The organism is Modestobacter muralis (genome assembly GCF_010682105.1).
GTDB lineage: Bacteria > Actinomycetota > Actinomycetes > Mycobacteriales > Geodermatophilaceae > Modestobacter > Modestobacter muralis.
In genome coordinates, this window is the sequence record NZ_JAAGWH010000013.1 from 340,210 (window position 1) to 367,049 (window position 26,840).

Annotated in this window: 24 protein-coding genes; 5 read left to right on the plus strand and 19 right to left on the minus strand. The window is 74.0% G+C overall.

Features of this window, described 5'->3' with window-relative positions; translation table 11 throughout:
* Positions 1 to 81: 81 nt before the first annotated feature.
* Complete coding sequence (locus tag GCU67_RS05785; RefSeq protein WP_338104796.1) at positions 82 to 468, minus strand: phage holin family protein; 387 nt, start codon at positions 466 to 468, stop codon at positions 82 to 84.
* Positions 469 to 756: 288 nt separating this feature from the next.
* Between GCU67_RS05785 and GCU67_RS05790 the strand changes: the two genes are divergently transcribed.
* The 3 genes from GCU67_RS05790 to GCU67_RS05800 all read left to right on the plus strand — a co-directional run bounded on the left by GCU67_RS05790 (position 757) and on the right by GCU67_RS05800 (position 3,811).
* The gene (locus GCU67_RS05790) at positions 757 to 1,440 is read left to right on the plus strand and encodes a VTT domain-containing protein (protein WP_163610106.1); all 684 of its coding nucleotides are present in this window, start codon (positions 757 to 759) and stop codon (positions 1,438 to 1,440) included.
* A 197-nt stretch (positions 1,441 to 1,637) separates the two neighbouring features.
* Positions 1,638 to 2,828: an ATP-binding protein gene (locus GCU67_RS05795; protein ID WP_163610107.1), complete on the plus strand. Its 1,191-nt coding sequence runs from the start codon at positions 1,638 to 1,640 to the stop codon at positions 2,826 to 2,828.
* Between the two features lie 47 nt (positions 2,829 to 2,875).
* Entirely contained in the window at positions 2,876 to 3,811 is a 936-nt protein-coding gene (locus tag GCU67_RS05800; RefSeq protein WP_163610108.1) for an alpha/beta fold hydrolase, read from the plus strand.
* Positions 3,812 to 3,818: 7 nt separating this feature from the next.
* Here the strand turns inward: GCU67_RS05800 and GCU67_RS05805 are convergent, their stop codons facing one another.
* The 18 genes from GCU67_RS05805 to GCU67_RS05890 all read right to left on the minus strand — a co-directional run bounded on the left by GCU67_RS05805 (position 3,819) and on the right by GCU67_RS05890 (position 24,905).
* Positions 3,819 to 5,528: a SpoIIE family protein phosphatase gene (locus GCU67_RS05805; RefSeq protein ID WP_163610109.1), complete on the minus strand. Its 1,710-nt coding sequence runs from the start codon at positions 5,526 to 5,528 to the stop codon at positions 3,819 to 3,821.
* Positions 5,529 to 5,593: 65 nt separating this feature from the next.
* Positions 5,594 to 7,042, minus strand: coding sequence for a cation:dicarboxylate symporter family transporter (locus GCU67_RS05810; protein ID WP_246214588.1), 1,449 nt, complete (start codon positions 7,040 to 7,042; stop codon positions 5,594 to 5,596).
* A 138-nt stretch (positions 7,043 to 7,180) separates the two neighbouring features.
* Positions 7,181 to 7,666 (minus strand): hypothetical protein, encoded by a 486-nt coding sequence (locus GCU67_RS05815; protein ID WP_163610110.1) that lies wholly within the window; start codon positions 7,664 to 7,666, stop codon positions 7,181 to 7,183.
* The gene (locus tag GCU67_RS05820; protein ID WP_163610111.1) at positions 7,663 to 8,025 is read right to left on the minus strand and encodes a response regulator; all 363 of its coding nucleotides are present in this window, start codon (positions 8,023 to 8,025) and stop codon (positions 7,663 to 7,665) included. Before GCU67_RS05820 ends, GCU67_RS05815 begins: the two co-directional genes overlap by 4 nt.
* Positions 8,022 to 8,525 carry a chemotaxis protein CheX gene (locus tag GCU67_RS05825; protein WP_163610112.1) on the minus strand — a complete coding sequence of 168 codons (504 nt, stop codon included), beginning with the start codon at positions 8,523 to 8,525 and terminating at the stop codon, positions 8,022 to 8,024. The genes GCU67_RS05820 and GCU67_RS05825 overlap by 4 nt, the downstream gene beginning before the upstream one ends.
* Complete coding sequence (locus tag GCU67_RS05830; protein ID WP_163610368.1) at positions 8,522 to 8,905, minus strand: response regulator; 384 nt, start codon at positions 8,903 to 8,905, stop codon at positions 8,522 to 8,524. The genes GCU67_RS05825 and GCU67_RS05830 overlap by 4 nt, the downstream gene beginning before the upstream one ends.
* Before the next feature lie 2 nt (positions 8,906 to 8,907).
* Complete coding sequence (locus tag GCU67_RS05835; RefSeq protein ID WP_163610113.1) at positions 8,908 to 9,732, minus strand: CheR family methyltransferase; 825 nt, start codon at positions 9,730 to 9,732, stop codon at positions 8,908 to 8,910.
* Positions 9,729 to 10,850 (minus strand): chemotaxis-specific protein-glutamate methyltransferase CheB, encoded by a 1,122-nt coding sequence (locus GCU67_RS05840; RefSeq protein WP_163610114.1) that lies wholly within the window; start codon positions 10,848 to 10,850, stop codon positions 9,729 to 9,731. Before GCU67_RS05840 ends, GCU67_RS05835 begins: the two co-directional genes overlap by 4 nt.
* 127 nt (positions 10,851 to 10,977) lie before the next feature.
* Positions 10,978 to 11,892, minus strand: coding sequence for a hypothetical protein (locus GCU67_RS05845; RefSeq protein WP_163610115.1), 915 nt, complete (start codon positions 11,890 to 11,892; stop codon positions 10,978 to 10,980).
* 150 nt (positions 11,893 to 12,042) lie between these two features.
* Positions 12,043 to 12,498, minus strand: a complete 456-nt coding sequence (locus tag GCU67_RS05850) for a hypothetical protein (RefSeq protein WP_163610116.1) — start codon at positions 12,496 to 12,498, stop codon at positions 12,043 to 12,045.
* A 65-nt stretch (positions 12,499 to 12,563) separates the two neighbouring features.
* On the minus strand, positions 12,564 to 14,168 hold the full coding sequence (locus tag GCU67_RS05855; RefSeq protein ID WP_163610117.1) for a methyl-accepting chemotaxis protein: 1,605 nt from the start codon (positions 14,166 to 14,168) through the stop codon (positions 12,564 to 12,566).
* Between the two features lie 302 nt (positions 14,169 to 14,470).
* Positions 14,471 to 16,081: a methyl-accepting chemotaxis protein gene (locus GCU67_RS05860; RefSeq protein WP_163610118.1), complete on the minus strand. Its 1,611-nt coding sequence runs from the start codon at positions 16,079 to 16,081 to the stop codon at positions 14,471 to 14,473.
* 238 nt (positions 16,082 to 16,319) lie between these two features.
* On the minus strand, positions 16,320 to 17,915 hold the full coding sequence (locus GCU67_RS05865; protein ID WP_163610119.1) for a methyl-accepting chemotaxis protein: 1,596 nt from the start codon (positions 17,913 to 17,915) through the stop codon (positions 16,320 to 16,322).
* Positions 17,916 to 18,295: 380 nt separating this feature from the next.
* Positions 18,296 to 19,903: a methyl-accepting chemotaxis protein gene (locus GCU67_RS05870; RefSeq protein ID WP_163610120.1), complete on the minus strand. Its 1,608-nt coding sequence runs from the start codon at positions 19,901 to 19,903 to the stop codon at positions 18,296 to 18,298.
* 143 nt (positions 19,904 to 20,046) lie between these two features.
* Positions 20,047 to 20,499, minus strand: a complete 453-nt coding sequence (locus GCU67_RS05875; RefSeq protein ID WP_269174284.1) for a chemotaxis protein CheW — start codon at positions 20,497 to 20,499, stop codon at positions 20,047 to 20,049.
* 1 nt (position 20,500) lies between these two features.
* On the minus strand, positions 20,501 to 22,933 hold the full coding sequence (locus GCU67_RS05880; RefSeq protein WP_163610121.1) for a chemotaxis protein CheW: 2,433 nt from the start codon (positions 22,931 to 22,933) through the stop codon (positions 20,501 to 20,503).
* A 347-nt stretch (positions 22,934 to 23,280) separates the two neighbouring features.
* Positions 23,281 to 23,778 (minus strand): ribonuclease E activity regulator RraA, encoded by a 498-nt coding sequence (gene rraA, locus GCU67_RS05885; protein ID WP_163610122.1) that lies wholly within the window; start codon positions 23,776 to 23,778, stop codon positions 23,281 to 23,283.
* On the minus strand, positions 23,775 to 24,905 hold the full coding sequence (locus tag GCU67_RS05890; RefSeq protein ID WP_163610123.1) for an isocitrate/isopropylmalate dehydrogenase family protein: 1,131 nt from the start codon (positions 24,903 to 24,905) through the stop codon (positions 23,775 to 23,777). The genes rraA and GCU67_RS05890 overlap by 4 nt, the downstream gene beginning before the upstream one ends.
* 82 nt (positions 24,906 to 24,987) lie before the next feature.
* Here GCU67_RS05890 and GCU67_RS22710 point away from each other — a divergent pair, with 82 nt between their 5' ends.
* Both GCU67_RS22710 and GCU67_RS05900 read left to right on the plus strand, forming a co-directional pair.
* Positions 24,988 to 25,659 carry a GntR family transcriptional regulator gene (locus GCU67_RS22710; RefSeq protein ID WP_338104797.1) on the plus strand — a complete coding sequence of 224 codons (672 nt, stop codon included), beginning with the start codon at positions 24,988 to 24,990 and terminating at the stop codon, positions 25,657 to 25,659.
* On the plus strand, positions 25,656 to 26,840 hold the full coding sequence (locus GCU67_RS05900) for an MFS transporter (RefSeq protein WP_338104798.1): 1,185 nt from the start codon (positions 25,656 to 25,658) through the stop codon (positions 26,838 to 26,840). The genes GCU67_RS22710 and GCU67_RS05900 overlap by 4 nt, the downstream gene beginning before the upstream one ends.

Sequence of the window (26,840 nt, forward strand, 5' to 3'; positions counted from 1 at the left end):
GCTCACCGACGCTAGTGGCCACCCCGCCACGCCGCACGCACATCGGCGTGCCGCGCCGAGCCCCGCGTCGGGCCCGGGACGTCAGCCGCGGACCTTGAGCGGCAGCAGCAGCTCGGCGATCCAGCTGAAGACGGCGATGAGGAAGCCGCCCAGCAGCGCGGCCACGAACCCGTCGACGCTGAACCGGTCGGACAGGGCCGCGGTGAGACCCAGCAGCGCCGCGTTGATGACCAGCAGGAACAGGCCGAGGGTCGCCATGACGAACGGCAGCGCGAGCAGCCGGACGACCGGGCCGACGACCGAGTTGACGACGGCGAACAGCAGCGCGACCCACAGGTAGGTGCCGGTGCTGCCGAGGGTGGCCTGGTCGTTGCCGATGACGTCGATGCCGTCGACCAGCCGGGTGACCACGTACATGATCACGGCCAGCACGACGACCCGGAGGGCGAACTTCCCGATCGTGTTCACGGCGCGCACGCTAGCGCCCGGCGGCCGTCGGGGCGGGCAGCCGCGCACCGACCCGTCGCGCGTCGCAGGCGGCCGCCCGACCGTGCCGTTGTCGGGAACAACTCCCGGTCCCACTCGCTTGTACGAGGTGCCGGTCCGGACAGACCCCCGGGCCTCACCTCAGCGTCGCCGCGAGCGACCACTCGCCGAGAGGCGGCTGACGGACCGGCCATCGCGCGCCCCGTCGGGACCACCTCCAGGCGGGGCGCTGCGCCCGTCCCGGGCCGCGGCGCTTGCGACACTGACGGGGTGGCCCCCGTCCCCGCAACCCCGGCCGGGCGTCTCCCCCGGGGGGCGGTGCTGCGGTCGGTGGCACTGCTCGGCCTGCTGGCCGCCGGCGTCGTGGTGGCCGTCCTCGTCGACGTCCCGGACGTGGCCACGGTCCGGGGCTGGCTGAACCGGCGCGGTCCGGTCGGCTGGGTGCTGCTGCTCGCCGCCTTCTCCCTCGCCCCGCTGGCCCCGGTGCCCCGCACCGCGCTCTCGGTGCTGGCCGGGGTGCTCGCCGGCTTCTGGGGCGGTCTGGCCCTGTCGCTGGGCAGCGGCGTGCTGGCCGCCCTGGCCGGCTTCGGTCTCGCCCGCTGGCTGGGCCGGGAGACGGTGACGCGACTGGCCGGCCCGCGACTGGCCCGGGCCGACGCCCTGCTCACCCGCCGGGGTGCCGTCGCCGTCCTGGTCGGGCGGTTGCTGCCGGTCACGCCGTTCACGCTGGTCAGCTACGCCAGCGGTCTGTCCGGCATCCCACTGGGTGCCTACCTGCTCGGGTCGACGGTCGGGATGGCACCGGGCAGCATCGCCTACGTGACCCTTGGTGCGACCGTCGGGTCCGCAGGGGAGGGTGGCGGGCTGCTGCTGGCTCTGGTGCCGCTCTCGGTCGCGCTGGTCGGGCTGGCCCTCGCCCGCTGGTGGCACGTGCGGCGGCGGGCCACGACCTGATCTCCGTTCGAACACGTGTTCGAGATCGGTGCTAAGGTCGAGACGCGAGCAGGACGACGGACGAACCACCTCTGACGGTGTCTGCGGCTCTCTAGCGCTGTGGCTAGACAGCCTGAGATGCCGATCGAGACGGCGGTCGATGTCGTGGTCTACGCCTGTCTAGCTCCAGACCAAGAAGACCGCATAGCCTCCTCGACATGGACCCCGTCCGGAACCCGTACGCCCCCGGCGCCGGGCAGCGCCCCCCCGAGCTGGCCGGCCGGGACGTCGAGCTGTCGGCCTTCGACGTCGTCCTGGAGCGCATCGCCCGCGGCCGGCCGGAGCGCTCGCTCGTGCTCACCGGCCTGCGCGGGGTCGGCAAGACCGTGCTGCTCAACCAGCTGCGCTCGGCCGCGATCAGCCGTGGCTGGGGCACCGGAAAGATCGAGGCCCGGCCCGACCAGTCGCTGCGCCGTCCGCTGTCGGCCGCGCTGCACATGGCGCTGCGCGAGCTGCGGCACCCCGACCAGGAGTCCACCGACGCCGTCCTGGGCACCCTCAAGGCCTTCGCACAGCGCCAGGCGACAGCGGACGCCAAGGTGCGCGACCGCTGGCAGCCGGGCATCGACGTGCCGGCGACCACCGGGCGGGCCGACTCCGGCGACATGGAGATCGACCTCGTCGAGCTGCTCAGCGACGTGGCCGGGATCGCCGCCGACGTGGGCAAGGGCGTGGCGCTGTTCATCGACGAGATGCAGGACGTGCAGGCCGACGACGTGTCGGCTATCTGCGCCGCCTGTCACGAGCTGTCCCAGCAGGGCGCCCCGCTGATCGTCGTCGGCGCCGGGCTCCCCCACCTGCCCGCCGTCCTGTCGGCCTCGAAGAGCTACTCGGAACGGCTCTTCCGCTACCTGCGGATCGACCGGCTCGACCGGGACGCCGCCGACCGCGCGCTGCTGGCCCCCGCCGAGCGGGAGGACGTCACCTTCGAACCCGCCGCCCTGGACGCCCTGTACGACGCCGCCGACGGCTACCCCTACTTCGTGCAGGCCTACGGCAAGGTCACCTGGGACGTCGCCGCCTCCTCCCCCATCACCGCCGCCGACGTCGCGATGGGCGCCCCGGCCGCCGAGGCCGAGCTCGCGGTGGGCTTCTTCGGTTCCCGCTACGACCGCGCCACCCCCGCCGAGCGCGAGTACATGCACGCCATGGCCGAGCTGGGCGGCCCCGCAGGCGCCGCAGTCGGGACGTCGGACGTCGCGGTCACCCTGGGCCGCAAGCCCGCCTCGCTCTCCCCCGCCCGCGACTCGCTGATCAAGAAGGGCCTGGTCTACTCCGCCGAGCGCGGCCAGATCGCCTTCACCGTGCCGCACTTCGGCCGCTACCTGCTCAGCCACGCCACCGACTGACGCAGGTTCCACGTGCGACAACCGGGTGCCGAGGGCAGGGTGACGGGGTGAGCACCCCCGCCGACGTGCGCCTGCCCGAGGAGATCACCGTCCCGGTGGACGGCGGTGACCTGGCGGCGCTGTACTGGGCGGCCGACGCACCCGCCGCCCCGCTGGTCGTGCTGGTGCACGGGATCACCAGCAACGCGATGGTCTGGGCGCCGGTGGCGTCCGCGCTGGCCGGCGGCTGCCAGGTCGTGGCCCCCGACCTGCGCGGCCGGGGCCGCAGCGCCGGACTCCCCTCCCCCTACGGTCTGGGGACGCACGCCGCCGACGTCACCGCGCTGCTGGATGCCTTCGGGGCCGACGACGGCGCCGGTGCCGACGTCACCGTGCTGGTCGGCCACTCGATGGGCGGCTTCGTCGCCACCCTGGCCACCGCCGGCACCGCCCGCGGCCTGGTGCACGGGCTGGTGCTCGTCGACGGCGGGCTGCCCTTCCCCGTCCCCCCGGCCGCGGACACCGACGCGATGCTGGCCGCCTTCCTCGGCCCCACCCTGGACCGGCTCGACACCACGTTCCCCGACGAGGCCGCGGTCCTGGCCTTCTGGGCCGAGCACCCCACCGTCGGCCCGTGGGTCGACGACCCGGCCGTGGCCGCCTTCCTGGCCCGCGACCTGACCGGGGCCCCGCCGGAGCTGCGCAGCGCGGTCTCCCGGGAGGCGGTGCGGGTCGACGGCGCGGACATGCTGCGCAACGAGGCGGTGCTGGAGACCACGACCGACCTGCCGGTGCCGGCCACGTTGCTGTGGGCGACCCGCGGCATGGACGGCGAGACCCCCGGGCTCTACGACGAGGCGCGGCTGGCGGGCATGGGCCTGGCCGGCGCGCACGTCACCGCCCGCGAGGTTCCCGACACCGACCACGACTCCCTGCTGTGGAGCCCCCAGGGCGTCGCGGCGGTCGCCGCCGCCGTCCGGGAGGCCGTGGTTCGCGCCGACTGAGCGCCGGTCAGCGCCCCGCGGGGTGCGCGCGGACGGCCAGCAGGGCGACGTCGTCCTCCGCGCCGTCGATGAGCAACTCGGTCAACAGTCCGTCGCACAGGTCCGCCAGCGGCTCCCCCGCCAGCGCCGCGACGGCGGCCCGCAGCCGGTCCCGCCCGGTGTCCAGGTCACCGGTGCGGCGCTCGAACAGCCCGTCGGTGAACAGCAGCAGCGTGCTGCCGGGCAGCAGCTCGGCCACCCCGTCGACGCGCGGCCCCCGCCAGTCGGTGCCCAGCGGCGGGCCGACCGGCGCGTCCAGGTCGACCACCGCGCCGTCGGGCTGCACCAGCATCGGCATCGGGTGGCCGGCCGAGGCCCAGCGCAGCCGGCGCCGCCCGGCCGCCCGGTCCTCGTCGCCGGACTCGATCCGGCCGACCAGCGCGGTGGCCAGCGTGGCCACGCCCAGCCCGGCGACGGCCCGGTCGGCCCGGCCGAGGACCTGCGCGGGCGGCTCCTGCCGGTCGTAGGCGATCGCCCGGACGGTCGTCTTCAGCTGGCCCATCGTGGCGGCGGCCTCCAGGTCGTGGCCGACGACGTCGCCGATCACCAGCACGGTGTCCCCGTCGGGCTGCTGGAAGGCGTCGTACCAGTCGCCGCCGATCGCGATGCCCTTGGTCGCCGGCCGGTAGCGGACGGCGACCTCCAGGTCGTCGGGCTGCACCGGGTCCGACAGCAGGCTGCGCTGCAGCCGCTCGGCGACCCGCACCTGCGCGCTGGCCAGCCGGGCGTTGTCCAGCGCCAGCGCCGCCCGGAAGGAGGCGACCGCGGCGGTGCGCAGCTCCAGGTCGGTGAACGGGCCGCGCTCGGGCCCGTTGACCAGGGTCAGCGCGCCGAACAGCTCCTCGCGGGCGATGAGCGGGTAGACCGCCACCGCGCTCGGCTGCAGCACCCGGAGCGCCTCCAGCGCCCGCGCGTCACCGACCATCGAGGCCATGGCCTCGTCGGTGAGCTGCTGGATGACCACCGGCGTGCCCTCGCGCAGCGAGGTGGGCACCGGGGCGTTGGGGCGGTTGGTGCGCACCCGCAGGTCGGCGTACCGGTCGACGGCGGCCAGCTGCGCCGGGTCACGGTGGGCCCGGCCGATGTCGCGGCGGACGCCGTCCTCGACCACGGAGACCAGGCACCAGTCGGCCAGGATGGGCACCACCCGGTCGGCGAAGCGGTGCACCGCCTCCTCGACGTCCAGCGTGGAGGTCATGGCCTGGCTGATGTCTCCGAGCAGCATGAGGTGGCGGCCGGCGAGCGCCGCCTCCTCGGCGGCCGCTGCGGCGCGGACGGCCTCCTCCTCGCGGGCGGCGGCGGCCTCGGCGCGGGCCAGCTGCTCCTGCCGCCGCGCCGTGACGTCGTCGTAGGTGACGACCAGGCCGCCGTCGGTGCGGAAGGCGTCGACCTGGAACCAGATGCCGAGCGGGGCGAACCACGCCTCGAAGCCCTCGGCCACGCCGGTGGCGGCGACCCGCCGGTAGGTCTGCTCGAAGAGGCTGCCGACGGTCTCGGGATAGGCCTCCCAGATGACCCGGCCGACCAGACCTCCGACGGTCTCCCCCAGCAACGCGGCCCCGGAGGGGTTCATGTAGCTGAACCGCCAGGCGTCGTCCAGCACGAAGAGCGGACGCGCCATCCCCTCGACCGCCCGCATCAGCAGGTCGGAGGGCGCCGGGGCCCCGGTGACGGTCATCCGACCACTCTGCACCATCCCCGGGCCCGGGACGGCGACCGCCGCCCCGGGCTCCTGCTGCCGGATCAGCGCGGGGACGGGGTCTCGCCGGTCCCCGGGGCGCCGCTGGCGGCACCGAGCCCGCGGTCGGCGGCGTGCCCGTCGGGCTGGCCGTCGCGCTGGTCGGCACCGTGCCCGTCGTCGACCATGGTGGCCTCGTCGAAGGGCCGCTTCCCGGCCAGGACGGCGTCCAGCTGCTCGCGGTCGAGCTCCTTGGTCCAGTGGGCGACCAGCACGGTGGCGATCGCGTTGCCGGAGAAGTTGGTGACCGCGCGCGCCTCGGACATGAACCGGTCGATGCCCACGATCAGGCCGACGCCGTCGAGCAGCTCCGGACGGTGCGAGGACAGGCCACCGGCCAGCGTCGCCAGGCCGGCGCCCGTGACGCCCGCCGCGCCCTTCGACGCGATGATCATGAAGACCAGCAGGCCGATCTGCTCGCTCAGGGACAGCGGGTCGCCCAGCGCCTCGGCGATGAACAGCGAGGCCATCGTCAGGTAGATGGCCGTGCCGTCGAGGTTGAACGAGTACCCGGTCGGCACCACGATGCCGGCCACCGGCTTGGAGACCCCGACGTGCTCCATCTTCGCGATCAGCCGGGGCAGGGCGGTCTCCGACGAGGACGTGGAGACGATGAGCAGGAACTCCCGGCCCAGGTACTTCAGCAGCTTCCACACGTTGATCCGGGTGAAGACCCACAGCACCGCGCCCAGCACGCCGAAGACGAAGATCAGGCAGGTCGCGTAGAAGCCCAGCATCAGGACGGCGAGGCTCTTGAGCGCGTCGACGCCGGTGGCCCCGACCACGGCCGCGATCGCGCCGAAGGCACCGATCGGCGCCACCCACATGATCATCGACAGCACCTTGAAGACCAGCCGCTGGAAGTGGCCGATCCCGCGCAGCACCGGCTCCCCCGCCGTCCCCATCGACTGGATGGCGAACCCGACCAGCAGCGCCACGAGCAGCGCCTGCAGCACCGAGCCGTCGGTGAGCGCGGAGACCAGCGTCTCGGGGATGAGGCCGAGGATGAAGTCGGTGGTGCCGCCGGCGCCCTCGGCGGTCTCGGCCAGGGTCTGGCCGCGGGCGCGCAGCTCGTCGGAGAGCTGGAGGCCGTCGCCGGGGTGCAGCAGGTTGCCCACGACCAGGCCGATGGTCAGGGCGAAGGTGGACATCAGGATGAAGTAGCCCAGCGCCAGGCCGCCGACCCTGCCGACCTGGGCGGCCTTCCGGATCGAGCCGATGCCCAGCACGATCGTGCAGAAGATGACCGGCGCGATCAGCATCTTGATCAGGTTGACGAAGGCGTCACCGAGCCACTTGAGCTCCACGGCGAAGTCGGGGAAGACCAGCCCGACGACGATGCCCAGGGCCACCGCGGCGATCACCGAGAGGTAGAGCCAGTGGGTGCGGTCGCGGCGGCGGCTCGGCGTGCCGGTGTCCGTCCCGCCGTCGCCGGGTGTCCTGGTGGTGGCCATGGGGAGATCATCGCCCGCCCGGCCCGACCCGTCGAGGCCGGGGTGTGACAGGGGACACCACGACGAGGACCGGGGGACCGGGGCGGGCGCCCTGGTCCCCCGGTCCCGGGGTCGTGCGGTGGAGCCGTGGAGCTGGGGTCAGTGCGCCAGCACGATCGACAGCGCGCCCTTGCCGTACCCGGCCACCTCGGCGTCGAGGTCGATGCGGTTGAACGCGGCCGCCAGGCCGGCGATGTCGCCGGGGAGGGCCTCGCCGGGCGCGTACAGCTTGTACAGCTTCGAGTGGGTGATGCCGCCGCCGTTGAACAGCGCCGCCATCACGTTGACCACCTCGTACAGCACCTCCAGGTGCATGTCCGAGAGCTCGCCCTCGTCGATGGCGTCCTCGAGGCCGCCCTTGGGGAGCAGCGCGAACGCGCCGGCGCACCAGGCGGCGAGGGGGACGTCCACCAGCACCAGGGCGGTGGTGGCCATCGTCGGGTCGACGTAGACGGCCACGGCCGGCTTGTCGTTGAGCGAGAGCGGGTCACCCGCCCCCACGGTGACGTCCTTGCCGATCAGCCCCTCGATCAGGTCGCGGACGTCCTTGGGGTTGGGCAGCAGGGCCGGCGCGGGGGCGGTCACGAGATCACCCCGTCCAGGGCGTCGCGGAAGGTGTCCTCGGTGAAGGGCTTGGCGATGAGGAACAGCGCGCCGGCGTTGGCCGCCTTGTCCCGCATCTCCGGGGAGCCCTCCGAGGTCACGAAGCCGAAGGGCACCTGGGAGCCCGACGCCCGCAGCGCCTCGAGGCACTCGATGCCGGTCATCTCGGGCATGTTCCAGTCCGAGAGCACCAGGTCCGGCTTCTCGGAGGCGACCAGGTCGAAGGCCTCCCTGCCGTCGGCGGCCTGGATGATGTCGTGGTCGTCGTACCCGGCCTGACGCAGGGTTCGGATGACGATCTGCCGCATGACTCGGCTGTCGTCGGTCACCAGGATCTTCACTGCTGCGGCACCTCGTTCCGCTCGGTGTGCGGCGCCCCGGTGGCGCCCTGCACGGAGATGGTCAGGGACTGTCCGCGCCACTGACCGTCGATGCGGCGGACGTCGTCCAGCCGCCCGGTCGGCGGCGCGGTCCCGATCCGGGGCAGCCCGAGGGCCGAGGGCCCGGGCAGCACGGACTTGATGTTGCCGCCGAGCACGTTGGCCAGCTCGCCGAGGGCGTCGGCGACGTCCTCGGCGTCCACGACCGTGGGCGGCCGGGTCATCAGCACGCTCTCGGTGAGCGCCTCGGCCGTGGCCGGGGCGCAGGTGAGGACGACGGCGCCGTTCCACGGGCCGGAGATCGTGACCCAGGCGCTGACGACCTCGGCCGGCGGCGCGACGGGCAGGGGCACGAAGGCCTCCCCGTCGCCCACCAGCGAGGGCCAGACCTCGTCGGCGATGCTCTGCACCGTCTCGGCGTCCAGCAGCTCGGTGATCGGCTGGGCGTGGGACGTGGTCATGCGGACACCCCCTCGGGGAGCAGGCCGAGCAGCGCGAGCTTGTCCCGCATCGCGTCGGCGGTGAACGGCTTGATCAGGTACTCGTGGGCCCCGGCGGCCAGCGCCTTGACGATCTGGCCGGTCTCGCTCTCGGTGGTGACCATCATCAGCGTCACCTGCCGGTACGCGGGGTTGGCGCGGACGGCCATGACGAACTGCAGGCCGTCCATCACCGGCATGTTCCAGTCGATGCAGCACAGGTCGGGGGTGAACCCCTCCTGCAGCACGTCGAGGGCCTGGCGGCCGTCGCCGGCCTCCCGGACCTCGTAGCCGAAGTCCTTCAGGATCGTGCCGACGATGCGCCGCATGGCGCGCGAGTCGTCGATCACCAGAGCGCGCATGGTCATGCTCCCTTCCGGGGTCGGTAGGCGGAGCCGCGGCCGAGGACGACCCGCTCCCAGTTGTCGTCGACCCCGAGGGTCGTCTCGGCGGCGCCGAGGAAGAGCCAGCCGTCGGGCCGCATGATCTGCCGCACCCGACCGAGGATCTGCTGCTTGGTGGCCAGGTCGAAGTAGATGAGGACGTTGCGCAGGTAGACGACGTCGAACGGGCCGAGACGCGGCAGCGGCGCGGCGAGGTTGCACTCGCTGGCGGTGACCATCCGGCGCAGCGCCGGGGCGATCTCCCACTCGTTGCCGGCCCGGGTGAAGTGCCGCACCAGCATCGAGGCCGGGAGGCCGCGGTTGACCTCCAGCTGGCTGAACCGGCCGGCGCGGGTGCGCTCCACCATCTTCTGGGACAGGTCGGTGGCGGTGATCGACACCCGGGTGGCGGCGTTGGGCAGCGCGTCGGACAGCAGCATGGCCAGCGTGTAGGCCTCCTGCCCGCTCGAGCAGGCCGCGGACCAGATCTGCAGCCGCTCGTCGGGACGGCGGGCGGCCAGCAGCTGCGGCAGGACCGTGCTGGTGAAGGAGGTGAACGGGTCGCCGTCGCGGAACCACGACGTCTCGTTGGTGGTCAGCGCCTCCACGATCCGGCGGGTGACCGCCGGGTCGGGGGTCTTGCGGACGCTCTCGACGAGCTCGCTGACCCCGGACAGGCCGCGCTGCTGGGCCATCGGCAGCAGCCGCGCCTCGACGAGGTACTCCTTGCCCGGCTGCAGGACGATCGCGCTCTCGCGGTGCACCAGCTGGCGCACCCAGTCGAAGCTCGTGGCGGTCAGGGTCATCGGATGCCTCCCATCGGAACGGCGGCGCGGCCGGCGGCGGAGAGGCCGCCCGGTCGCGGGGTGGGCAGGAGCCGGATGATCGCCTCGGCGACCCGGCCGAGCGGCAGGACCTCGTCGGCGAAACCGGCCTGGGTGACGGCGCCGGGCATGCCCCACACGACCGAGGTGGCCTGGTCCTGGGCTACGACGCTGCCGCCGGCGTCACGGATGAGGCCGGCGCCGATGCGGCCGTCGGAGCCCATGCCGGTCAGCACGACCCCCAGCACGGCGCCGTCGTAGGCGGCCACGGCGGAGCGGAACAGCACGTCGACGGCCGGGCGGCAGAAGTTCTCCGGGGGGGCCTGGTTCAGCGCGGTGCGCCGGTTGGCCCCGCTGGTGCCCACGGTCAGGTGGAAGTCGCCGGGGGCGATGTGCACGGTGCCCGGGGCCAGCAGGGTGCCGTCGACGGCCTCGACCACGTCCAGCGCGCAGAGGCGGTCCAGCCGCTGGGCGAACTGGCGGGTGAAGACCGGCGGCATGTGCTGCACCAGCAGGACCGGGACGGGCAGGTTGGCCGGCAGCAGCGGCAGCACCTTGGTCAGCGCCTCGGGCCCACCGGTGGAGGACCCGATGACCAGCACGGCGGGGGGCTTGGGGGCGCGGGTGCGGGCGACCGGCGGGCGCACCGCGACCGGCGCGGCGGAGGCGGGCGCCGCGGTGGCGGTCTGCGGGCGGCCGGTGAGGGCCTTGATCTTGGGGATGAGCTGCTGGCGGACGCTCTCCATCGACTGCGCGACGCTGCCGACGTTGGCCGGCTTGGTGACGTAGTCGTTGGCGCCGGCGGACAGCGCGTCCAGGGTCGCGGAGGCGCCGCGCTCGGTGAGCGTGCTGAACATGATGATCGGCACGCGGTTGCGGAGGCCACGGATCGCACGGACCGCCTCGATGCCGTTCATCTCCGGCATCTCGATGTCCATCGTGATCAGGTCGGGCTTCAGCTGCTCCAGCTTCGCCACGGCCACGCGGCCGTTCACCGCGGTGCCGACGACGTTGATCATCGGGTCTGCGGACAGCACATCGGTCACGATCTTGCGGACGACGACGGAGTCGTCGACGACCATCACCTTGATCTGTTCCACGCGTTCCCCCGCAGCCGTAGGTACCGGCCGGTGGGCCGCTCCCTCCCTGTATCGGCACGGGGTGCCGGGGCTTGAGCGGACTCGCGGGTCTCGTGTCAGATCCGGGGGCAGGTCACCCCCGCACGGGTCAGCTCCCCTGCGGCAGCGCGCGCCCGGTGACCATCGCCCAGGGCGAGCCGAGCACGGTCAGCGACTCGTCGTCGAGCAGGTCGGCCATCGCCAGCCCCTGCACGCAGCCGGAGAGGGCGTTCCAGACCCCCTCGGCGCCGTCCCGCGGGGAGAACCCGCCCTCGACGAAGGCCGAGACGGTCATCAGCTGGGCGGCGGCCAGCGTGCGGGTGCGCCCGGAGACGTGGGCGGCCCAGGCGGCGCCGTGCATGGCCGCGGCCCAGGGGCGCCGCTGCGCGCGACCGGCGTCCACGGCGGCCCGCCAGCGGCGGCGGTCCGTGTCGCCGGCACCGCGGACGGCGTCCAGCAGCTCGGCCAGGCCGGTGGCCATCGGCCCGAGGTCCGGCCGCGGGCCGGGCTCCCAGGCGGTGCCGGTGGCGTAGGAGCCGGTCAGCTCCCGGCGGGTCGGGGCGTCCAGGGCCTCGGAGGCCCACCAGCCGGTGGCGGCGTCGGCCAGCACGTCGGCGGCGAGCGCGGCGACGGCGGGGTCGCAGTCGGCGACGACGGGGTGCTCCGGGCCCAGCACGTCGTCGCGGACGAGCCGCTCGAGGGCCGGGGTGTTGCCGATCGTGCTGCGCTCGAGGAGCGTGACCAGCTGCGCCGAGCGGTCGTCGGGGTCCCCGGCCGGCTCGGTCATGTCGCGCAGCTGGGGGACGCCGGCGGCGGCGAGCTCGTGCGCGCGGCGGGCCCGGACGGCCAGCGTGGCGCGCTCGGCGTCGGAGCGGCCGGCGGCGGCGTGGGCGCCGGCGAGCCGGTGCAGGGTGTCGGCGTCGGCGCCGAGGCCGGTCAGCAGGACGTCGGCGACCTGCGCGCCGCCGGGCAGTCGGACCAGGTCGAAGCCGAGCGTCGCTGCGCTGACCAGGGAGTAGGGCACGTCGCCTCCAGGGAAGTGGTGCGGCAAGCGTGCGGGGGGACCGCCACCTGCTGCCACGCCTCGATCACCCGCTCGCGGGACAGCGAGGGAGGAGCGCCGCGCGTTCCTGTCCGAGGGTCAGTGCCCGGTCACAGCCTGTTCCAACCCTTGTCACCCGGTCGGTGCGCCCCGGGGGCGGACCCGACGGCCGCCGGCCGTCAGGGTGACCACGACGCCGCCGCGCTCGTCCTCGGCCACGGTCTCCTCGGGTTCGGTGACGACCACCAGCCCGAGCCGGGCGGCAGCCCGGTCCAGCGCGGCCCGGGCCCGGTCGCGGACCATCCCCCGCTCACCAGCGGACACCTGCCAGGCGCTCGGCGGCACCACCAGGCCGACGGTGACCGACTCCAGGGCCGTCGGGGCGTCCTCCTGGCTGCCCAGCAGGGCGACGAGCTCGCCCTGGAGCACGAGCACCCGCTCGAGCCGGGCCCGGAGCGGGTCCGGGCCGGGCCGAAGCTGCAGCGGCACCCCGGGGACGTCCTGCCCGGCGCGCCGGGCGGCGGCGGCCAGCTCGTCCGTGGCGTCCCCGAGGTCGGAGGTCAGCTGCACGAGCTCGTCCAGGTCCACGGGCGACGAGGGTAGACCGTTTCTGTTTACAACGTAAACCGACTGCGTTGCCGGGTGGGTCGCCCTCAGAAGGTGAACCGGGCGACGCTCCCCCGGAGGTCGCTGGCCATCCGGGACAGCTCGTCCACGGCCAGGCGAGTCTGGCCCAGCGCCGAGGTGGTCGCCGAGGCCGCGGTGGAGACCCCCGTGATGGTGGTGGCGATCTCGGTGGACCCGCCGGCGGCCTCCTGGACCGAGCGGGACATCTCGCTGGTGGTCGCGGTCTGCTCCTCGACCGCGCTGGCGATGGTCAGCTGGAAGTCGTTGATCTGCCCGATGACACCGGAGATGCCGCCGATGGCCGTGATGGCCCGGCTCGTGTCGGCCTGGATGGCCTCCACCCGGCGGGCGATGTCCTCCGTCGCCCGGGCGGTCTCCTGGGCCAGCTCCTTGACCTCGTTGGCCACCACGGCGAAGCCCTTGCCGGCCTCCCCGGCGCGGGCGGCCTCGATGGTGGCGTTGAGGGCCAGCAGGTTGGTCTGCTCGGCGATCGAGGTGATCGTCTTGACCACGGCGCCGATCTCCTTGGAGCTGGCGCCGAGGGCGGTGATGGTCTCGGTCGTCGACTCGGCCTCCCCCACCGCCTGGGCGGCGACCCGGGCCGCCTCGTTGGCGTTCTGGCTGATCTCGCGGATCGAGGCGCCCATCTCCTCGGCACCGGCGGCGACCGTCGCGACGTTGCGGGAGACCTCCTCGGCCGCCGCGGAGACGACGCCGGACTGGGCCGAGGTCTCCTGCGCCGATCCGGAGATCTGCGCCGCGGACGCCGACAGCTCCTCGGCCGATGCGGCGACGGCGTCGGCGGAGGCCACGACCGAGGTCATCACCGAGCGCAGCCCGGTCATCGCGTCGTCCAGCGCGGTCGCCGTCCGGCCCACCTCATCGCGGGAGCGGACGTCGGCGGTGCGGGTGAGGTCGCCGACGGCCAGGCCCTCGGCGGCGTGCTGCACGCGCTGCAGGCCAGCGGTGATCCGCCGGGCGATGAGGACGCCGATGGCCAGGGCGAGCGCGGCGCCGGCCACCACGGTGCCCAGCAGGACCCAGCGGGTGTGCTCGTAGGAGGCGGTCGCCGCGGCGGCGCTGGCGGCGGCGTTCTCCTGGCGCAGCGCGGCCAGCCGGTCCAGGTCGGTGACGATGTCGGCGGCGATCGGGGCCACCTCGGCGTCCCGCTGCGCGGCCCAGGCGGTGAGGTCCCCGCTGTCGGCGAGGGCGTCCAGCGCCGGCAGGGCCGCCTTGTACTCGTTGAGGCTGCCCAGCGCGCTGTCGATCAGCTCGCGGCTCTCCGCCGTCGGGTGGGTGGCGAGGTAGTGCGAGGCGGCCCGGGCGAGCAGGGAGAACGCCTCCTGCCGGTCGCCCATGTACTGCTGCCGGGCGGCGGCGTCGGTGGCGACGGCGTAGTTCACCGCGGACAGCCGCAGGGCGTACAGCTCGGCCCGCACGGCCTCGACGTCGGCGGTGCCCACCAGTTCGTCGCGGTACATGCGCTCCGTCGCGTCGGCGGACCCGCGCAGGCTGGTCAGCCCGACCAGGCCCACGCCGACGGCCACCAGGACGGCGACGGCCACCGCCGAGAGGATCTTGGCCAGAATCCCGCGTACGCGGAACCGGGCGAAGAGGGATGGTGCGCTCACGGGTGTGCCTCCTGGGGCGGGTGGTGCCGGTGCGAGTCGGCAGCGACGTGGTCGATCGTCGGGCAGTCCGGCCGGCACGGACCTGTTCCTCGTCGGCGTGTCGGTGCGCTGACCTGCAGGAAAGGAACTGACCGACGCTCGCTGGCGATGAGTCGACACGGGCCGGTGACCGCACCGCGGCCCGCCCACGACGACGACGGCCGCCGCCCCTCCGGAGAGGTGCGACGGCCGTCGTGGTCGGTCAGGCCCTGGTGCAGGGGCCCGCCCCGAGCCTGCGAAGGGTGGGGAGGAAGGGGGTCCTTCTAGTAGGTGAAGCGGGCCACGCTCCCCCGCAGGTCGCTGGCCATCCGAGACAGCTCGTCGACGGCCTGCCGGGTCTGGCCCAGCGCCTGGGTGGTCGAGCTGGCCGCGGTCGAGACCCCGGTGATGTTGGTGGCGATCTCGGTCGAGCCGCCGGCGGCCTCCTGGACCGAGCGCGACATCTCGTTCGTCGTCGCGGTCTGCTCCTCGACGGCGCTGGCGATGGTCAGCTGGAAGTCGTTGATCGACCCGATGATCTCCGAGATCCGGCCGATCGCGGCCACGGCCCCGCTCGTGTCGCCCTGGATGGCCTCCACCCGGCGGGCGATGTCCTCCGTCGCCCGGGCGGTCTCCTGGGCCAGCTCCTTGACCTCGTTGGCCACCACCGCGAAGCCCTTGCCGGCCTCCCCGGCCCGCGCCGCCTCGATGGTGGCGTTGAGGGCCAGCAGGTTGGTCTGCTCCGCGATCGAGGTGATGACCTTGACGACGTTGCCGATCTCGCGGGACGAGTCGCCCAGCTTGACGACGGTGGCGTTGGTGGTCTCGGCCTCGGCGACTGCCTGGGCGGCGACCCGGGCCGCCTCGTTGGCGTTCTGGCTGATCTCCCGGATCGAGGCGCCCATCTCCTCCGCGCCGGCGGCGACCGTGGCCACGCTGCGGGAGACCTCCTCCGCGGCGGCGGAGACGACACCGGACTGCGCGGAGGTCTCCTCGGCCGAGGCCGAGATCTGCGCAGAGGAGGCGGACAGCTCCTCGGAGGCGGCGGCGACGGCGTCGGAGGAGGCGGCGACCGCGCTCATGACCTGACGCAGGTTGCCGATGGCGTCGTCCAGCGCGCGGCCCATGGTGCCGAGCTCGTCCGTGGTGGTCAGCCCGCTGCTGCGGGTCAGGTCGCCGGCGGCCAGGCCCTCGATGACGTCGCGCACCCGCTGGGTGGCCCGGGCGACCCCGGTCGCGACGAACCAGCCGAGCAGCAGGGCCAGGGCCATGCCGACGACCAGGACGACGAGGACGAGCGTGCGCGCCGAGGAGGCGTCGGCGGCGGCGTCCTGGGCCGCCTCGGTGGCCAGCTGGGTCTCGGCCGAACGGAGCTCACCGAGCACGTCGGTGGCCTGGGTCAGCAGCAGATTGGCATTGTTGGCCTCGATCCACCCCCGCACGTCGCCGGAGAGGGCCAGCGGGGCGAGGGTGCTCTGGGAGTAGGCCTGCCAGTCGTCGACCAGTCCGCCGGCCTCCGCGGCGAGGGCCAGACGGTCGGCGTCCACGTCCAGGCCCGTGTAGGTGTCCTCGTCCTCCTGGTAGGCGGTCAGGATCTCCGGGATCCGGCTGAGCGCCTTCTCCGTGTCCTCGGGGGTCAGGGACAGCGCCGCGTTGCGGGAGGTGACCCGCAGCTGCTGGATGTCGTCGGCCATGTCCCCGACGACGGCGACCGCGGTGACGTTGTTCTCGACCAGGTCCGCCGTGTCGGCGGCACCCTGGCTGACCGACTGGATGCCCACGACACCGATGCAGGTGCCCGCCACGGCGGCGGCACCGACCGCGGCGAGCACCTTGGTCCGGACACTGCGGTCGCCCCAGACGGAGCCAGATCGAGCGAGCGGGTTACCGGACATGGGTCTCTCCTGGAGTGGGGTGGGGAAGGGGTCGGACTGGGGGTGGTGGGCCCGCGGGGAACCGGCGGGAGCAAGTGGAACCGAGGAGTTCCGTGGCCATGGTGGACCGGTCGGGAATGGCGTACCCGACGTCCGTCTGCGTGTCGTGAGGAATGGCGGAGAAAGGACGGCGACCGTCCCGGACAGCTGCTTTGTCGACAATCCCGGGGAACGGTCGACGCAGCAGCTGCGCGGTGGATCAGTAGGTGAACGTCGCGACGCTGCCGCGCAGGTCGCTGGCCATCCGGGAGAGCTCGTCGACGGCCAGCCGGGTCTGCCCGAGGGCCTGGGTGGTCGCGGCGGCCGCAGCGGAGACGCCGGTGATGTTGGTGGCGATCTCGGTGGAGCCACCGGCGGCCTCCTGGACCGACCGGGACATCTCGCTGGTCGTGGCGGTCTGCTCCTCGACGGCGCTGGCGATGGTCTGCTGGAAGTCGTTGATCTGCCCGATGACACCGGAGATGCCGCCGATGGCCGCGACCGCGCGCGTCGAGTCGGCCTGGATGGCCTCCACCCGGCGGGCGATGTCCTCCGTCGCCCGGGCCGTCTCCTGGGCCAGCTCCTTGACCTCGTTGGCCACCACCGCGAAGCCCTTGCCGGCCTCCCCGGCCCGCGCCGCCTCGATGGTGGCGTTGAGGGCCAGCAGGTTGGTCTGCTCCGCGATCGAGGTGATGGCCTTGACCACCGCCCCGATCTCCTGGCTGGAGGCGCCCAGCGCCTGGATCGTCTCGGTGGTCGTCTGCGCCTCGACCACGGCCTGCGAGGCGACCCGGGTGGCCTCGTTGACGCTCTGGCTGATCTCGCGGATCGCCGAGCCCATCTCGTCCGCGCCGGCGGCGACCGTCGCGACGTTCCGGGAGACCTCCTCGGCGGCCGAGGAGACCACCGCGGACTGCACCGAGGTCTCGTCGGCCGAGGCGGAGATCTCCGCCGCCGACGCCGACAGCTCCTCCGACGCCGCTGCCACCGCGTCCGAGGACGCCGCGACCGCGGCCACGACGGCCCGCAGGTGCTGCTGGGCGGTGCGCAGCTCGGCGGCCATCCGGCCCACCTCGTCGCCGGCCGTCACGCCGGAGTCGACGGTGAGGTCACCGGTGGCCATCGCCGCCAGCGAGGCCTGGACCCGGCCGAGGGGGCGGGCCAGCGAGCGCTGGGTGAGCAGGCAGATGCCGGCGATGACCAGCAGGCCGGCGACGGCGGTCAGCACACCCAGCCGGGCGGAGCGGGCGATCGCGGCCTCGACCTCGGCGTCGGCGACGTCCGAGGCGACGTCCAGGACGTCCTTGGCCTCGCTCACCGCGGTGTCGGAGACGTCGTTGGCGTCCTGGATCTCCTCGTACCGGCCCCGGGCGCCGACCTGGTCGGCGACCGCGCCGTCGGTGAAGGTGCGGATCGCGGCGGTGTAGGTCGCGAAGGTGTCCTGCAGCCCGGCGACGGCGGTGGCGGACTCCCCGGTGAGCGGCACCTCGCCGAGCTCGGCCAGCAGGCCGTCGGCGGTCTCCGTGTCGTCCGCCAGGTCGGCCAGCTGGTCCCGCGGGTCCGGGCTGACCAGCGCCTTGAGCCCGTCGACCTTCAGCTCGCTGGCCCGCGTGTCCAGCTGCAGGACCAGGGTCTCCGCGTCGGCCACGGCGGACCGGGTGGCGCTGGCGTCACGGACGACGGCGTTGGAGCTGAGGAGGTTGGCGAGCAGGGCGCCGAAGGCCACCACCACGACGCCGAGCAGGACACCGAACTTGACGGCGAGCCGGCGGCCGGCGAACCAGGCGAGCGGGCCGGACGGTGCAGAGGAGCTCATGACGGTTCTCCAGGACGATGACGGATCCCGGTGTCCGAGGTGGACGGCGGGGGGGAGGAGGAGCACCGTCGTCCGCCGTCACCGCGCGGTCGAGCGTGTTCTCCCGGGCACCAGAGTGGAGCAAGCGGTAACCGCTGTTACCGGTTTTCGCACGTGTCGCGCGAGGTGTCGGGAGAATGGTCGGTGACCCGCCCGGACGGGCACTTTGTCGACAATTCGACGACCATTCCCCGGGCACGGTCCGCACACACGACCGCGGCCGCCGCTCCGCCCGGGGAAGGGGACGGAACAGCGGCCGCGGGGGTCGGTGTGGACGGGGTCAGGCCCTGGTGCAGGGGCCCGCCGCGAGCGTGCGAGCGGTGGGGGGCACCAGGGTCCTTCTAGTAGGTGAAGCGGGCCACCGTGGTGCGCAGGTCGCTCGCCATGCGGGAGAGCTCGTCGACGGCCTGCTGGGTCTGGCCGAGCGCCTGGGTGGTCGAGCTGGCGGCGGTGGAGACCCCGGTGATGTTCATGGCGATCTCCGTGGAGCCGCCGGCGGCCTCCTGGACCGAGCGCGACATCTCGTTGGTGGTGGCCGTCTGCTCCTCGACCGCGCTGGCGATGGTCAGCTGGAAGTCGTTGATCGAGCCGATGATCTCCGAGATGCGGCCGATCGCGGTGACGGCGCCGGAGGTGTCGCCCTGGATGGTCTCGACGCGGCGGGTGATGTCCTCGGTGGCCCGGGCGGTGGCCTGGGCCAGCTCCTTGACCTCGTTGGCGACCACGGCGAAGCCCTTGCCGGCCTCCCCGGCGCGGGCGGCCTCGATGGTGGCGTTGAGCGCCAGCAGGTTGGTCTGCTCGGCGATGGAGGTGATGACCTTGACGACGTTGCCGATCTCGCGGGAGGAGTCACCGAGCTTCACGACGGTGGCGTTGGTGGTCTCGGCCTCGGCGACGGCCTGCGCGGCGACCCGGGCGGCCTCGTTGGCGTTCTGGCTGATCTCCCGGATGGAGGCGCCCATCTGCTCGGCTCCGGCGGCGACGGTGGCCACGTTGCGGGAGACCTCCTCGGCGGCGGCGGAGACGACACCGGACTGGGCCGAGGTCTCCTGCGCCGAGGACGAGATCTGGGCGGAGGTGGCGGACAGCTCCTCGGAGGCGGCGGCGACGGCGTCGGAGGAGGCGACGACCGAGGCCATCACCGAGCGCAGGGCCACCTGGGCGGCGGCGAGCGAGGCGGCCATCTGGCCGATCTCGTCGGCGTCGCGGACCTCGGGCACCACGGTCAGGTCGCCGGTCGCCATCGCCTCGACGGTGGCCTGCACCGAGCGGACGGTGGACAGCAGCCGGCGGATCATGAACACGCCGAGCCCGGCGGCCAGGAGCACCCCGATCAGGGCGGTCGTCACCACGAGGACCACGGCCTGGTCGGCGGCGGCGGCCGCCTCGGCGTTGCGGGCCTGGGCCTGGGTGGACTGGGCGATGCCCTCGTCCTCCAGCGCCTGGGAGAAGTCGCTCACCACCGGCGCGGCGACGTCCTTGTAGAGGCGGCCGAAGCCCTCGAGGTCACCGGCGTCGGCGGCCGGGATCATCTGGGTCTCGTTGATCTCGACGAGCTTCTGGAACTCGGTCTCGAAGGTCGCCGCGGCGGCCTGGTCGATGATGTAGGGCGTGTAGGAGTCGACGGCGGCCTTCAGGTCCGCCAGCTTCTCCGCCGCCTGCTCGGTGATGGCCGGCCGGTCGGCGGGCGTGTAGACCGGGTACTGCAGCACCCGGGAGCGGTAGGCGGCGACCGCGCGCTGCATGGCGGCCAGGTCGTTCAGCGGCCGGAGGTTCTCGGTGTAGATCTCCTCCTGCACCGCGTTCATGTCACGCATGCGGGAGATCGACAGCACGTTGGTGCCGGCGACGACCACGACGAGCAGAGCCAGGACCGCACCGATCTTCAAGCCCAGGGGCCGGTCGGTGAACCACCGGGTCCACCGGGCGGGCGAGGCGGCGTTGCTCATGGTCTGGCTCCTGGCTGGCTGGATGGGTCGTACGGGCCCCGCCGGTGGGCGGGGTGGGAGAGCGCCCCCGGGTGCCTGCCTTCGACGGCGGGGGAGTGGTGCAGCGGTGGGACACCCACCCCCGGCGGACCGGGGGTGGGCCTTCAGGTGCCGACGGCCCGGTTGACGTCCAGGGACAGCAGCAGCTGGCCGGCGAGCTTGTAGGCGCCGCGGATGAGGTCGCGGGCGCTGCCGTCGAGGGTGTCCGGCGGGGCCTCGAAGTCGCGCACGTTGACGTCGACGACGTCGGCGATGCTGTCGACCAGCAGGCTGACGGCCTCGCCGTGCAGCCGGACGACGATGACGACCGGCTGCTCGCCGGCCGGGCGGGCCGGGCGGCCGAGCCGCTCGCGCAGCTCGATCGCAGTCACGACCTGGCCGCGCAGGTTGATCAGCCCGGCGACGGCCGGCGGGGCCAGCGGCACCCGGGTGATGCTCTGGCTGCGCAGCACCTCCTGGACGTGCTCGACCTCCACGCCGTAGAGGTCGCCGTCCAGCCAGAAGGTCGCCAGCTGGCTGGTGACGGGCACGGTGCGGGCGTCGGTGGCGGTGCTCACGTCAGACCTCCATCAGGTGGACGCCGGCGGCCTCGAGGGCGGCGAAGGCGTCGGGCATGCCGGGCGGGGGGTTGTAGAAGGCGGGGTCGGCGGCGAGGATCGCGGCCCGCACGTCGAGCAGCTCGGTGACCCGGTCGCCGATGACGGCCGAGCCGAGCAGGCCCAGGTCGTCGATGTCGCTGTGCACCGAGGCCTCGCCGTCGACGATGTCGAGGATCTCCTCGACCACGATGGCCACGCTGCGGCCGTGGTCGGCGTAGACGATGACCTCGAGGGTCTCCCGGTCGTCGTTACCGAAGGCGCCCAGGTGCCGGTCGAGCCGGACGATCGGGAGGATCGCGCCGCGGTACTGCACGACCTCCCGCGACCCGACCCGCTCGACGGTGTCGCTGCGCACCTGCTCGAGGCGGGTGACGGTGTCCAGCGGGATGGCGACCCGGCGGCCGCCGCCGATGGCGGCCAACAGCATCCGCTGGCGCTCCTGGGTGGCGACCGCGGCGGTGATCGCCGCGCGGGTCTCCTGCCGGTCCGCGGACTCGGCGCGCAGCGCGCGGCGGGCCAGCGCCTGGACGTCGAGGATCAGCGCGACGGCGCCGTCGCCGAGCACGGTGGCGCCGGAGTACAGCCCGATCGCCTTGAGCACACTACTGACCGCCTTGACGACGATCTCCTCGGTGTTGATGACGCGGTCGACCACCAGGCCGAACCGGCGCCCCTCCGAGCGGAGGACGGCGATGACGACGTGGCCGTCGTGCCGGTCCGAGGGCAGGCCCAGGACGTCGGCCAGGCGCACGAGGGGGAGCAGCTCGCCGCGCAGCCGGTAGACCGATGCGCCGCCGACCTCCTCGACCGCGGCCGAGGCCTTCTCCGCGTCCAGCGAGACGAGCTCCTGAAGGCTGATCTGCGGGATGGCGTAGCGGTCGCCGGCGCACTCGATGGTCAGCGCCGGGACGATCGCCAGGGTCAGCGGGATGCGCAGCCGCATGCAGGTGCCGCGGCCGACGGTCGACTCGACCTCGATGGTGCCGCCGATGCCCTCGATGTTGGTCTTGACCACGTCCATGCCGACCCCGCGACCGGAGACGTTGGTGACCGCGGCGGCGGTGGAGAAGCCGGGCGCGAAGATCAGCTGCAGCAGGTCCTGCGGGCCCATCCGGGTCAGCTGGTCGGGGGTGACGAGGCCCTTGGCCACGGCGCTGCGGCCGATCTTGGCCGGGTCGATGCCGGCGCCGTCGTCGGCGACCTCGACCACGACCTGGCCGCTCTCGTGCCGCGAGCGCAGGGTGAGCACGCCCTCGGCCGGCTTGCCGGCGGCGATGCGGTCGGCGGTGGCCTCGATGCCGTGGTCCACGGAGTTGCGGACCAGGTGGGTCAGCGGGTCCTTGACCGCCTCGAGCAGGGTCTTGTCCAGCTCGGTGTCCTTGCCCTCCATCTCCAGCCGGATGTTCTTCTGCAGCTGGAGGCCGAGGTCGCGGACGACGCGGGGGAGCTTGGACCAGATGTGGTCGATGGGCTGCATGCGCGTCTTCATCGCGCTCTCCTGCAGCTCGCTGGCGATCAGGTTCAGCCGCTGCGAGGCGCGGACGAGGTCCTGGTCGTCCTGCCGGCCGGCGTACTGCACGATCTGGTTGCGGGTGAGCACCAGCTCACCGACGAGCAGCATCAGGTTGTCCAGCAGGTCGACGTCGACGCGGATGGTGCTGTCGGCGACGCCGCGGGCCTTGGGGCCGGCCTCGGCGGTGCCCGGCTCGGGGGCGAGCGGGGCGGCCGGCGCCGGGGCGGCGGCGGGCGGCGGGGTGACGGGCGGGGCCGACGGCATCGCGGCGACGGGGGCCGGGGCGGCAACGGTCTCCATCGCCGGCACCGGTGCCGGCGCCGGGACGGCGGCCTTGGCACGGGAGGCGCGCTTGGCGGGAGCCCGCTTGGCGGCGGGCTTCTCGGCCTTCACGGACGCAGCGGCGGGGGCCTCGGCGGCCTCCACCACGGACTCGGCGGCGACGACGGCCTCGGCGGCCTCGACCACGGCCGTCTCGGCGGCGGGGGTGGGGACGTCCTCCAGGGCGGCGGCGAGCACCGCGACGGTGTCGGCGACCTCGACGGTCCCCTCACCGCCGGTGGCCTCGATGGCGGCCAGCAGCGCCCGGATGATGTCGGTCATCATCAGCAGCGCGCTGGTGCGGGACGGCGTCAGGTCCAGCGCGCCGTCGCGGAGCCGGGACAGCAGGTTCTCCCCGACGTGCGCGACCTCCTCCAGCCGGTTGAAGGCGAGGAAGCCGCTGGTGCCCTTGATGGTGTGGATCGTGCGGAAGATGCTCGAGAGCCGGTCCCGCGACCGTGGGTCCTGCTCCAGGGCGACGAGGTCCTGGTCCAGCTGGTCCAGGTTCTCGTGGCTCTCCACGAGGAACTCCTCGACGATGTCGTCCAGACCTTCCACGCCTGCCTCTTCCCTTGGTGCGCCGTGCGGGCCTGCCCCGTCCGGTGATGGCTGTTTCGGCGCCCTCCGATCCACCTGAAGGTGAATCGAGCGGAATGCGCACGCTTGTCGGGAATGGTCGTGTGAGGCACTCGGAATGGTTCTTCGTGCCCTTGTCGACAATTCCCTGCAGTGACCGTCCGCCCTGGTCAGCGGCGGTACTGCGGCGTACTGGGAGGCATCGGCAGGGCCCGGGACGACCGTGACCGCCGTCCCGGGGGGAACGGCGGTCACGGTGGGGGAGCAGGGGCGGGAACGCACCGGTGAGGCGACTGGGACAGCCGGGCGGGTGTCCGGCTCGCGGCGGTCTAGCCGCGCGGCGGCTCGGCCGGGAGCACGACGACCCCGTCGCGGTCGGCGCAGAGCCACTCGCCGGGCCGGAAGACCACGCCGGCGAACTCGACGGGGCGGTCGGCGACGCTGGAGTGCAGGCCCCGCTCGCTCTTGCGCGGCACGGCCGCCAGCGCCCGGACGCCGATCGGCTGGGCCTCGAGCTCGGCGAGGTCCCGGACGGCGCCGGAGACGACCACGCCCGCCCAGCCGTTCTGCGCCGCCGCGACCGCGAGGTTGCCGCCGAACAGCGAGCAGCGCAGCGAGCCGCCGCCGTCGACGACGAGGACCCGGCCCTCGCCGGGGGTGCTGACCGCCTCGCGGACGGAGGTGTTGTCCTCGAAGACCTTGAGCGTGGTGATCGGGCCGCTGAAGGCGGGCGTGCCGCCGAGCACGAGGAACACCGGCGCGCAGACCTGCGCCTCGGAGTGCTCGTCGCACAGGTCGGTCGTGGACCAGGGGGTGGGTGCGGTCACGGGAGTGCCTCCAGGGGTCGGGAGTGGTGGGACGGGTCGGCCAGCGCGGCGAGCACGGCGGCGGTGTAGGAGGTCGTGGACGCCGTCCCGCCGAGGTCACGGGTGCAGACGCCCGCGGCGACCGTGCTCCGGACCGCCGCCGACACCCGGTGCGCGGCGTCGAGCAGGGCCGGGTCGCCGCGGCGGGTGCCCAGCCACTCCAGCAGCATCCCGGCCGACAGCACCATCGCGATCGGGTCGGCGACGTCCTGCCCGGCGATGTCCGGGGCCGACCCGTGCGCGGCCTGCGCCGCGGCCCGGGTGTCGGAGCTGTTCAGCGACGGGGCGGTGCCCAGGGAGCCGGCGAGCTCGCCGGTCAGGTCGGAGAGGATGTCGCCGAACATGTTCTCGGTGACGACGACGTCGAAGTCACCGCCCCGGCGGAGCAGGTGGACGGTGATGGCGTCCATGTGCAGGTCGTCGACCACGACGTCGGGGTGGCGCGCCGCCACCTCCCGGCACACGTCGCGGAACAGGCCCATGGCCAGCGGCAGCACGTTGGCCTTGTGCACGATCGTGACGTGCCGGCGCCGCCGGCGGGCCAGCTCGAAGGCGGTGACGGCGATCCGCTCGATGCGGGAGCGGGTGAAGACGCCGATGCTGAGCGCGACGTCCGGCGTGGGCATGAACTCACCGGTGCCGGCGTGGGTGTTGCGGTCGGCGTAGAAGCCCTCGGTGTTCTCCCGGACGACGACCACGTCCAGCTCGGGGCACAGCGCCCGCCCGGCACCGAACGCCCGCGCGGGGCGGACGTTGGCGTAGAGGTCGAAGTGCTTGCGCAGGGCGCCGCTGGGGTTGAGCCGGGACCGGAACGGCTCGGGGTAGGCCACCCCGTCCACCGGCCCGAGCAGCCACCCGTCGGTACCGGCGAGGACGTCGAGGGTCTCGGCCGGCAGCGGCGTGCCGTGGCTGGCGATGGCCGCGGCACCCATCGGCAGCTCCCGCCACCGCACCGGTGCCGCACCCGCGGCCTGCAGCGCGGCGTCGACGACCCGGACCGCGGCCGGCACGACCTCCGGCCCGATCCCGTCGCCGAGCAGGACACCCAGCTGCAGGCCCGGCCCGGGCAGGTCCCCGTGCTCCGTCATGGTTATAACCTAGCGGTGACCAGGTGGCGGTGCACAAGTCCTGGCTGCGGTTTCATGCTCACCACCGTTATGAGGAGGGGCCGTGTCGGAGACCTTCGCGACCAAGAGCGACCTCGCCTACGCGCGGGTCCGCGACCTGGTCATGGACGGGTCGCTGCCCCCGGGGACGGTGCTGGCCCAGGCGGCGCTGGCCCGGCAGCTCGGCGTCAGCACCACCCCTCTGCGGGAGGCCCTGCGGCGGCTGGCCCAGCAGGGCCTGGTCGAGCTGGACGCGCACCGGGACGCCCGGGTCGCACCGCTGGACGCCGCCGAGGCCCGCGACCTGGTCGAACTGCGGCAGAGCCTCGACCCGCTGGCCGCCGGACTCGCCGCAGCCCGCCGCACGGCCGAGGACCTCACGGAGATGCGCGCCGCGCTGGACGCCCTGGAGTCGCTGCCCGCCGACCCCTCCCCGGGCCAGCTGGCCGGACACCGGCGCTTCCACGCCGCGGTCTACACCGCCTCGCACAACCGGCTGCTGGTGCAGAGCCTGGACGGGCTGTGGGACAAGACCGACCGCTACCGGCGGCACGCGCTGCAGGAGGAGCGCACCCCCGCCGAGCTCGCCCGGCGTGCCGAGGAGCACCGGCTGCTGCTGGAGGCCGTGGTGGACCGGGACGGAGACGCGGCGACGGCGCTGATGCACCGGCACGTGGAGACCAGCCTGGGCGCCCGGGCCGCCGCACGGCTCGCCGACCCCGCCGCGCGTCGGTGAGCGCGACGGCCGGGGGGAGGGCGTTCCGGCTGCTGCTGGTGCACTCGGTGCTCACCCAGGTGGTCACCTTCGTGCTCCGCCCGATGACCGCCTACCGGGCCGTGGAGCTCGACGTCCCCGCCGCCTGGCTCGGGGCGCTCACCGCCTCCTTCGCCGTCGTCCCGCTGCTGCTGGCCGTGCCGTCGGGGCAGGCCACCGACCGGTTCGGCGAGCGGCGGGTGATGCTGGCCGGCGCCGTCCTGTTCGTGCTGGCCGCCGTCGTCTTCGCCACCGGGCGCGGGGGCGCGGCGGGGCTCGTGGTGGGCAGCGTGGTGCTGGGCACCGGCCACCTGCTGTCGGTGGTGGCCCAGCAGGCGGCCGTGGCGAACTCCGCCGGCCCGGGCCGGTTCGACACCGCGTTCGGGCACTACACGTTCGCCGCCTCCCTCGGGCAGGCCGCCGGCCCCGCGCTGATCACCGTGCTCGGCGGCTCGGGCGCGCTCCCGGACAGCCGGCCGGTGTTCCTGGCCGCCACGGTGCTCGCCGTCGTCCTGCTGGGCGTGACCGCCGTGCTGCGCACCCCGGCCCGGGTGTCCGCCGGCGCTGCCGCCGAGGCCGGCGGCATGGGCGCCCTGCTGCGGCTCCCCGGGCTGCTGCGGGCGCTGACGGTCAGCTGCGTCGTGCTCGCCGCGGTCGACATCACCCTCGTCTACCTGCCCGCCCTGGGCGCCGAGCGTGGGCTGGCCGCGGGCGCGGTCGGGCTGCTGCTCACGCTGCGAGCGCTGGCCTCGATGACCTCCCGCCTGCTGCTGGGCCGGCTCGTCCGGCTGGCCGGGCGCCGCCGGCTGATGATCGGCAGCGTCGCCCTGTCGGCCGTCGCGATGGGGGCCGTCGCGGTGCCGATGCCCCTGCCGGCGACCTCGGTCCTGGTGCTGCTGCTGGGGCTCGGGCTCGGCGTCGGGCAGCCGCTGACGATGTCCTGGCTGGCCGAGGTCGCCCCGCCGGGGTCCCGGGGGCGGGCGATGTCGCTGCGGCTCACCGGCAACCGGCTGGGCCAGGTGCTGCTGCCCAGCGCCGTCGGGCTGCTGGCCGCGGGCTTCGGGGCCGCCGGGGTGCTGTGGGCCAGCGCGGGGGCGCTGGCCGCCGTGGGGGTGGCCGCCCGCCGGCTGGCGGTGGACGGCCACCCCGGTCCGCAGGGCTGA

What these genes read in the sequence shown, in the direction of transcription:
- GCU67_RS05795 (WP_163610107.1), top strand. Translation starts at nt 1,638, where the DNA reads ATGGACCCCGTCCGGAACCCGTACGCCCCCGGCGCCGGGCAGCGCCCC.
- GCU67_RS05805 (WP_163610109.1), bottom strand. Translation starts at nt 5,528, where the DNA reads ATGACCGTCACCGGGGCCCCGGCGCCCTCCGACCTGCTGATGCGGGCG.
- GCU67_RS05810 (WP_246214588.1), bottom strand. Translation starts at nt 7,042, where the DNA reads ATGGCCACCACCAGGACACCCGGCGACGGCGGGACGGACACCGGCACG.
- GCU67_RS05825 (WP_163610112.1), bottom strand. Translation starts at nt 8,525, where the DNA reads ATGACCACGTCCCACGCCCAGCCGATCACCGAGCTGCTGGACGCCGAG.
- GCU67_RS05830 (WP_163610368.1), bottom strand. Translation starts at nt 8,905, where the DNA reads ATGCGCGCTCTGGTGATCGACGACTCGCGCGCCATGCGGCGCATCGTC.
- GCU67_RS05835 (WP_163610113.1), bottom strand. Translation starts at nt 9,732, where the DNA reads ATGACCCTGACCGCCACGAGCTTCGACTGGGTGCGCCAGCTGGTGCAC.
- GCU67_RS05860 (WP_163610118.1), bottom strand. Translation starts at nt 16,081, where the DNA reads ATGTCCGGTAACCCGCTCGCTCGATCTGGCTCCGTCTGGGGCGACCGC.
- GCU67_RS05865 (WP_163610119.1), bottom strand. Translation starts at nt 17,915, where the DNA reads ATGAGCTCCTCTGCACCGTCCGGCCCGCTCGCCTGGTTCGCCGGCCGC.
- GCU67_RS05870 (WP_163610120.1), bottom strand. Translation starts at nt 19,903, where the DNA reads ATGAGCAACGCCGCCTCGCCCGCCCGGTGGACCCGGTGGTTCACCGAC.
- GCU67_RS05890 (WP_163610123.1), bottom strand. Translation starts at nt 24,905, where the DNA reads ATGACGGAGCACGGGGACCTGCCCGGGCCGGGCCTGCAGCTGGGTGTC.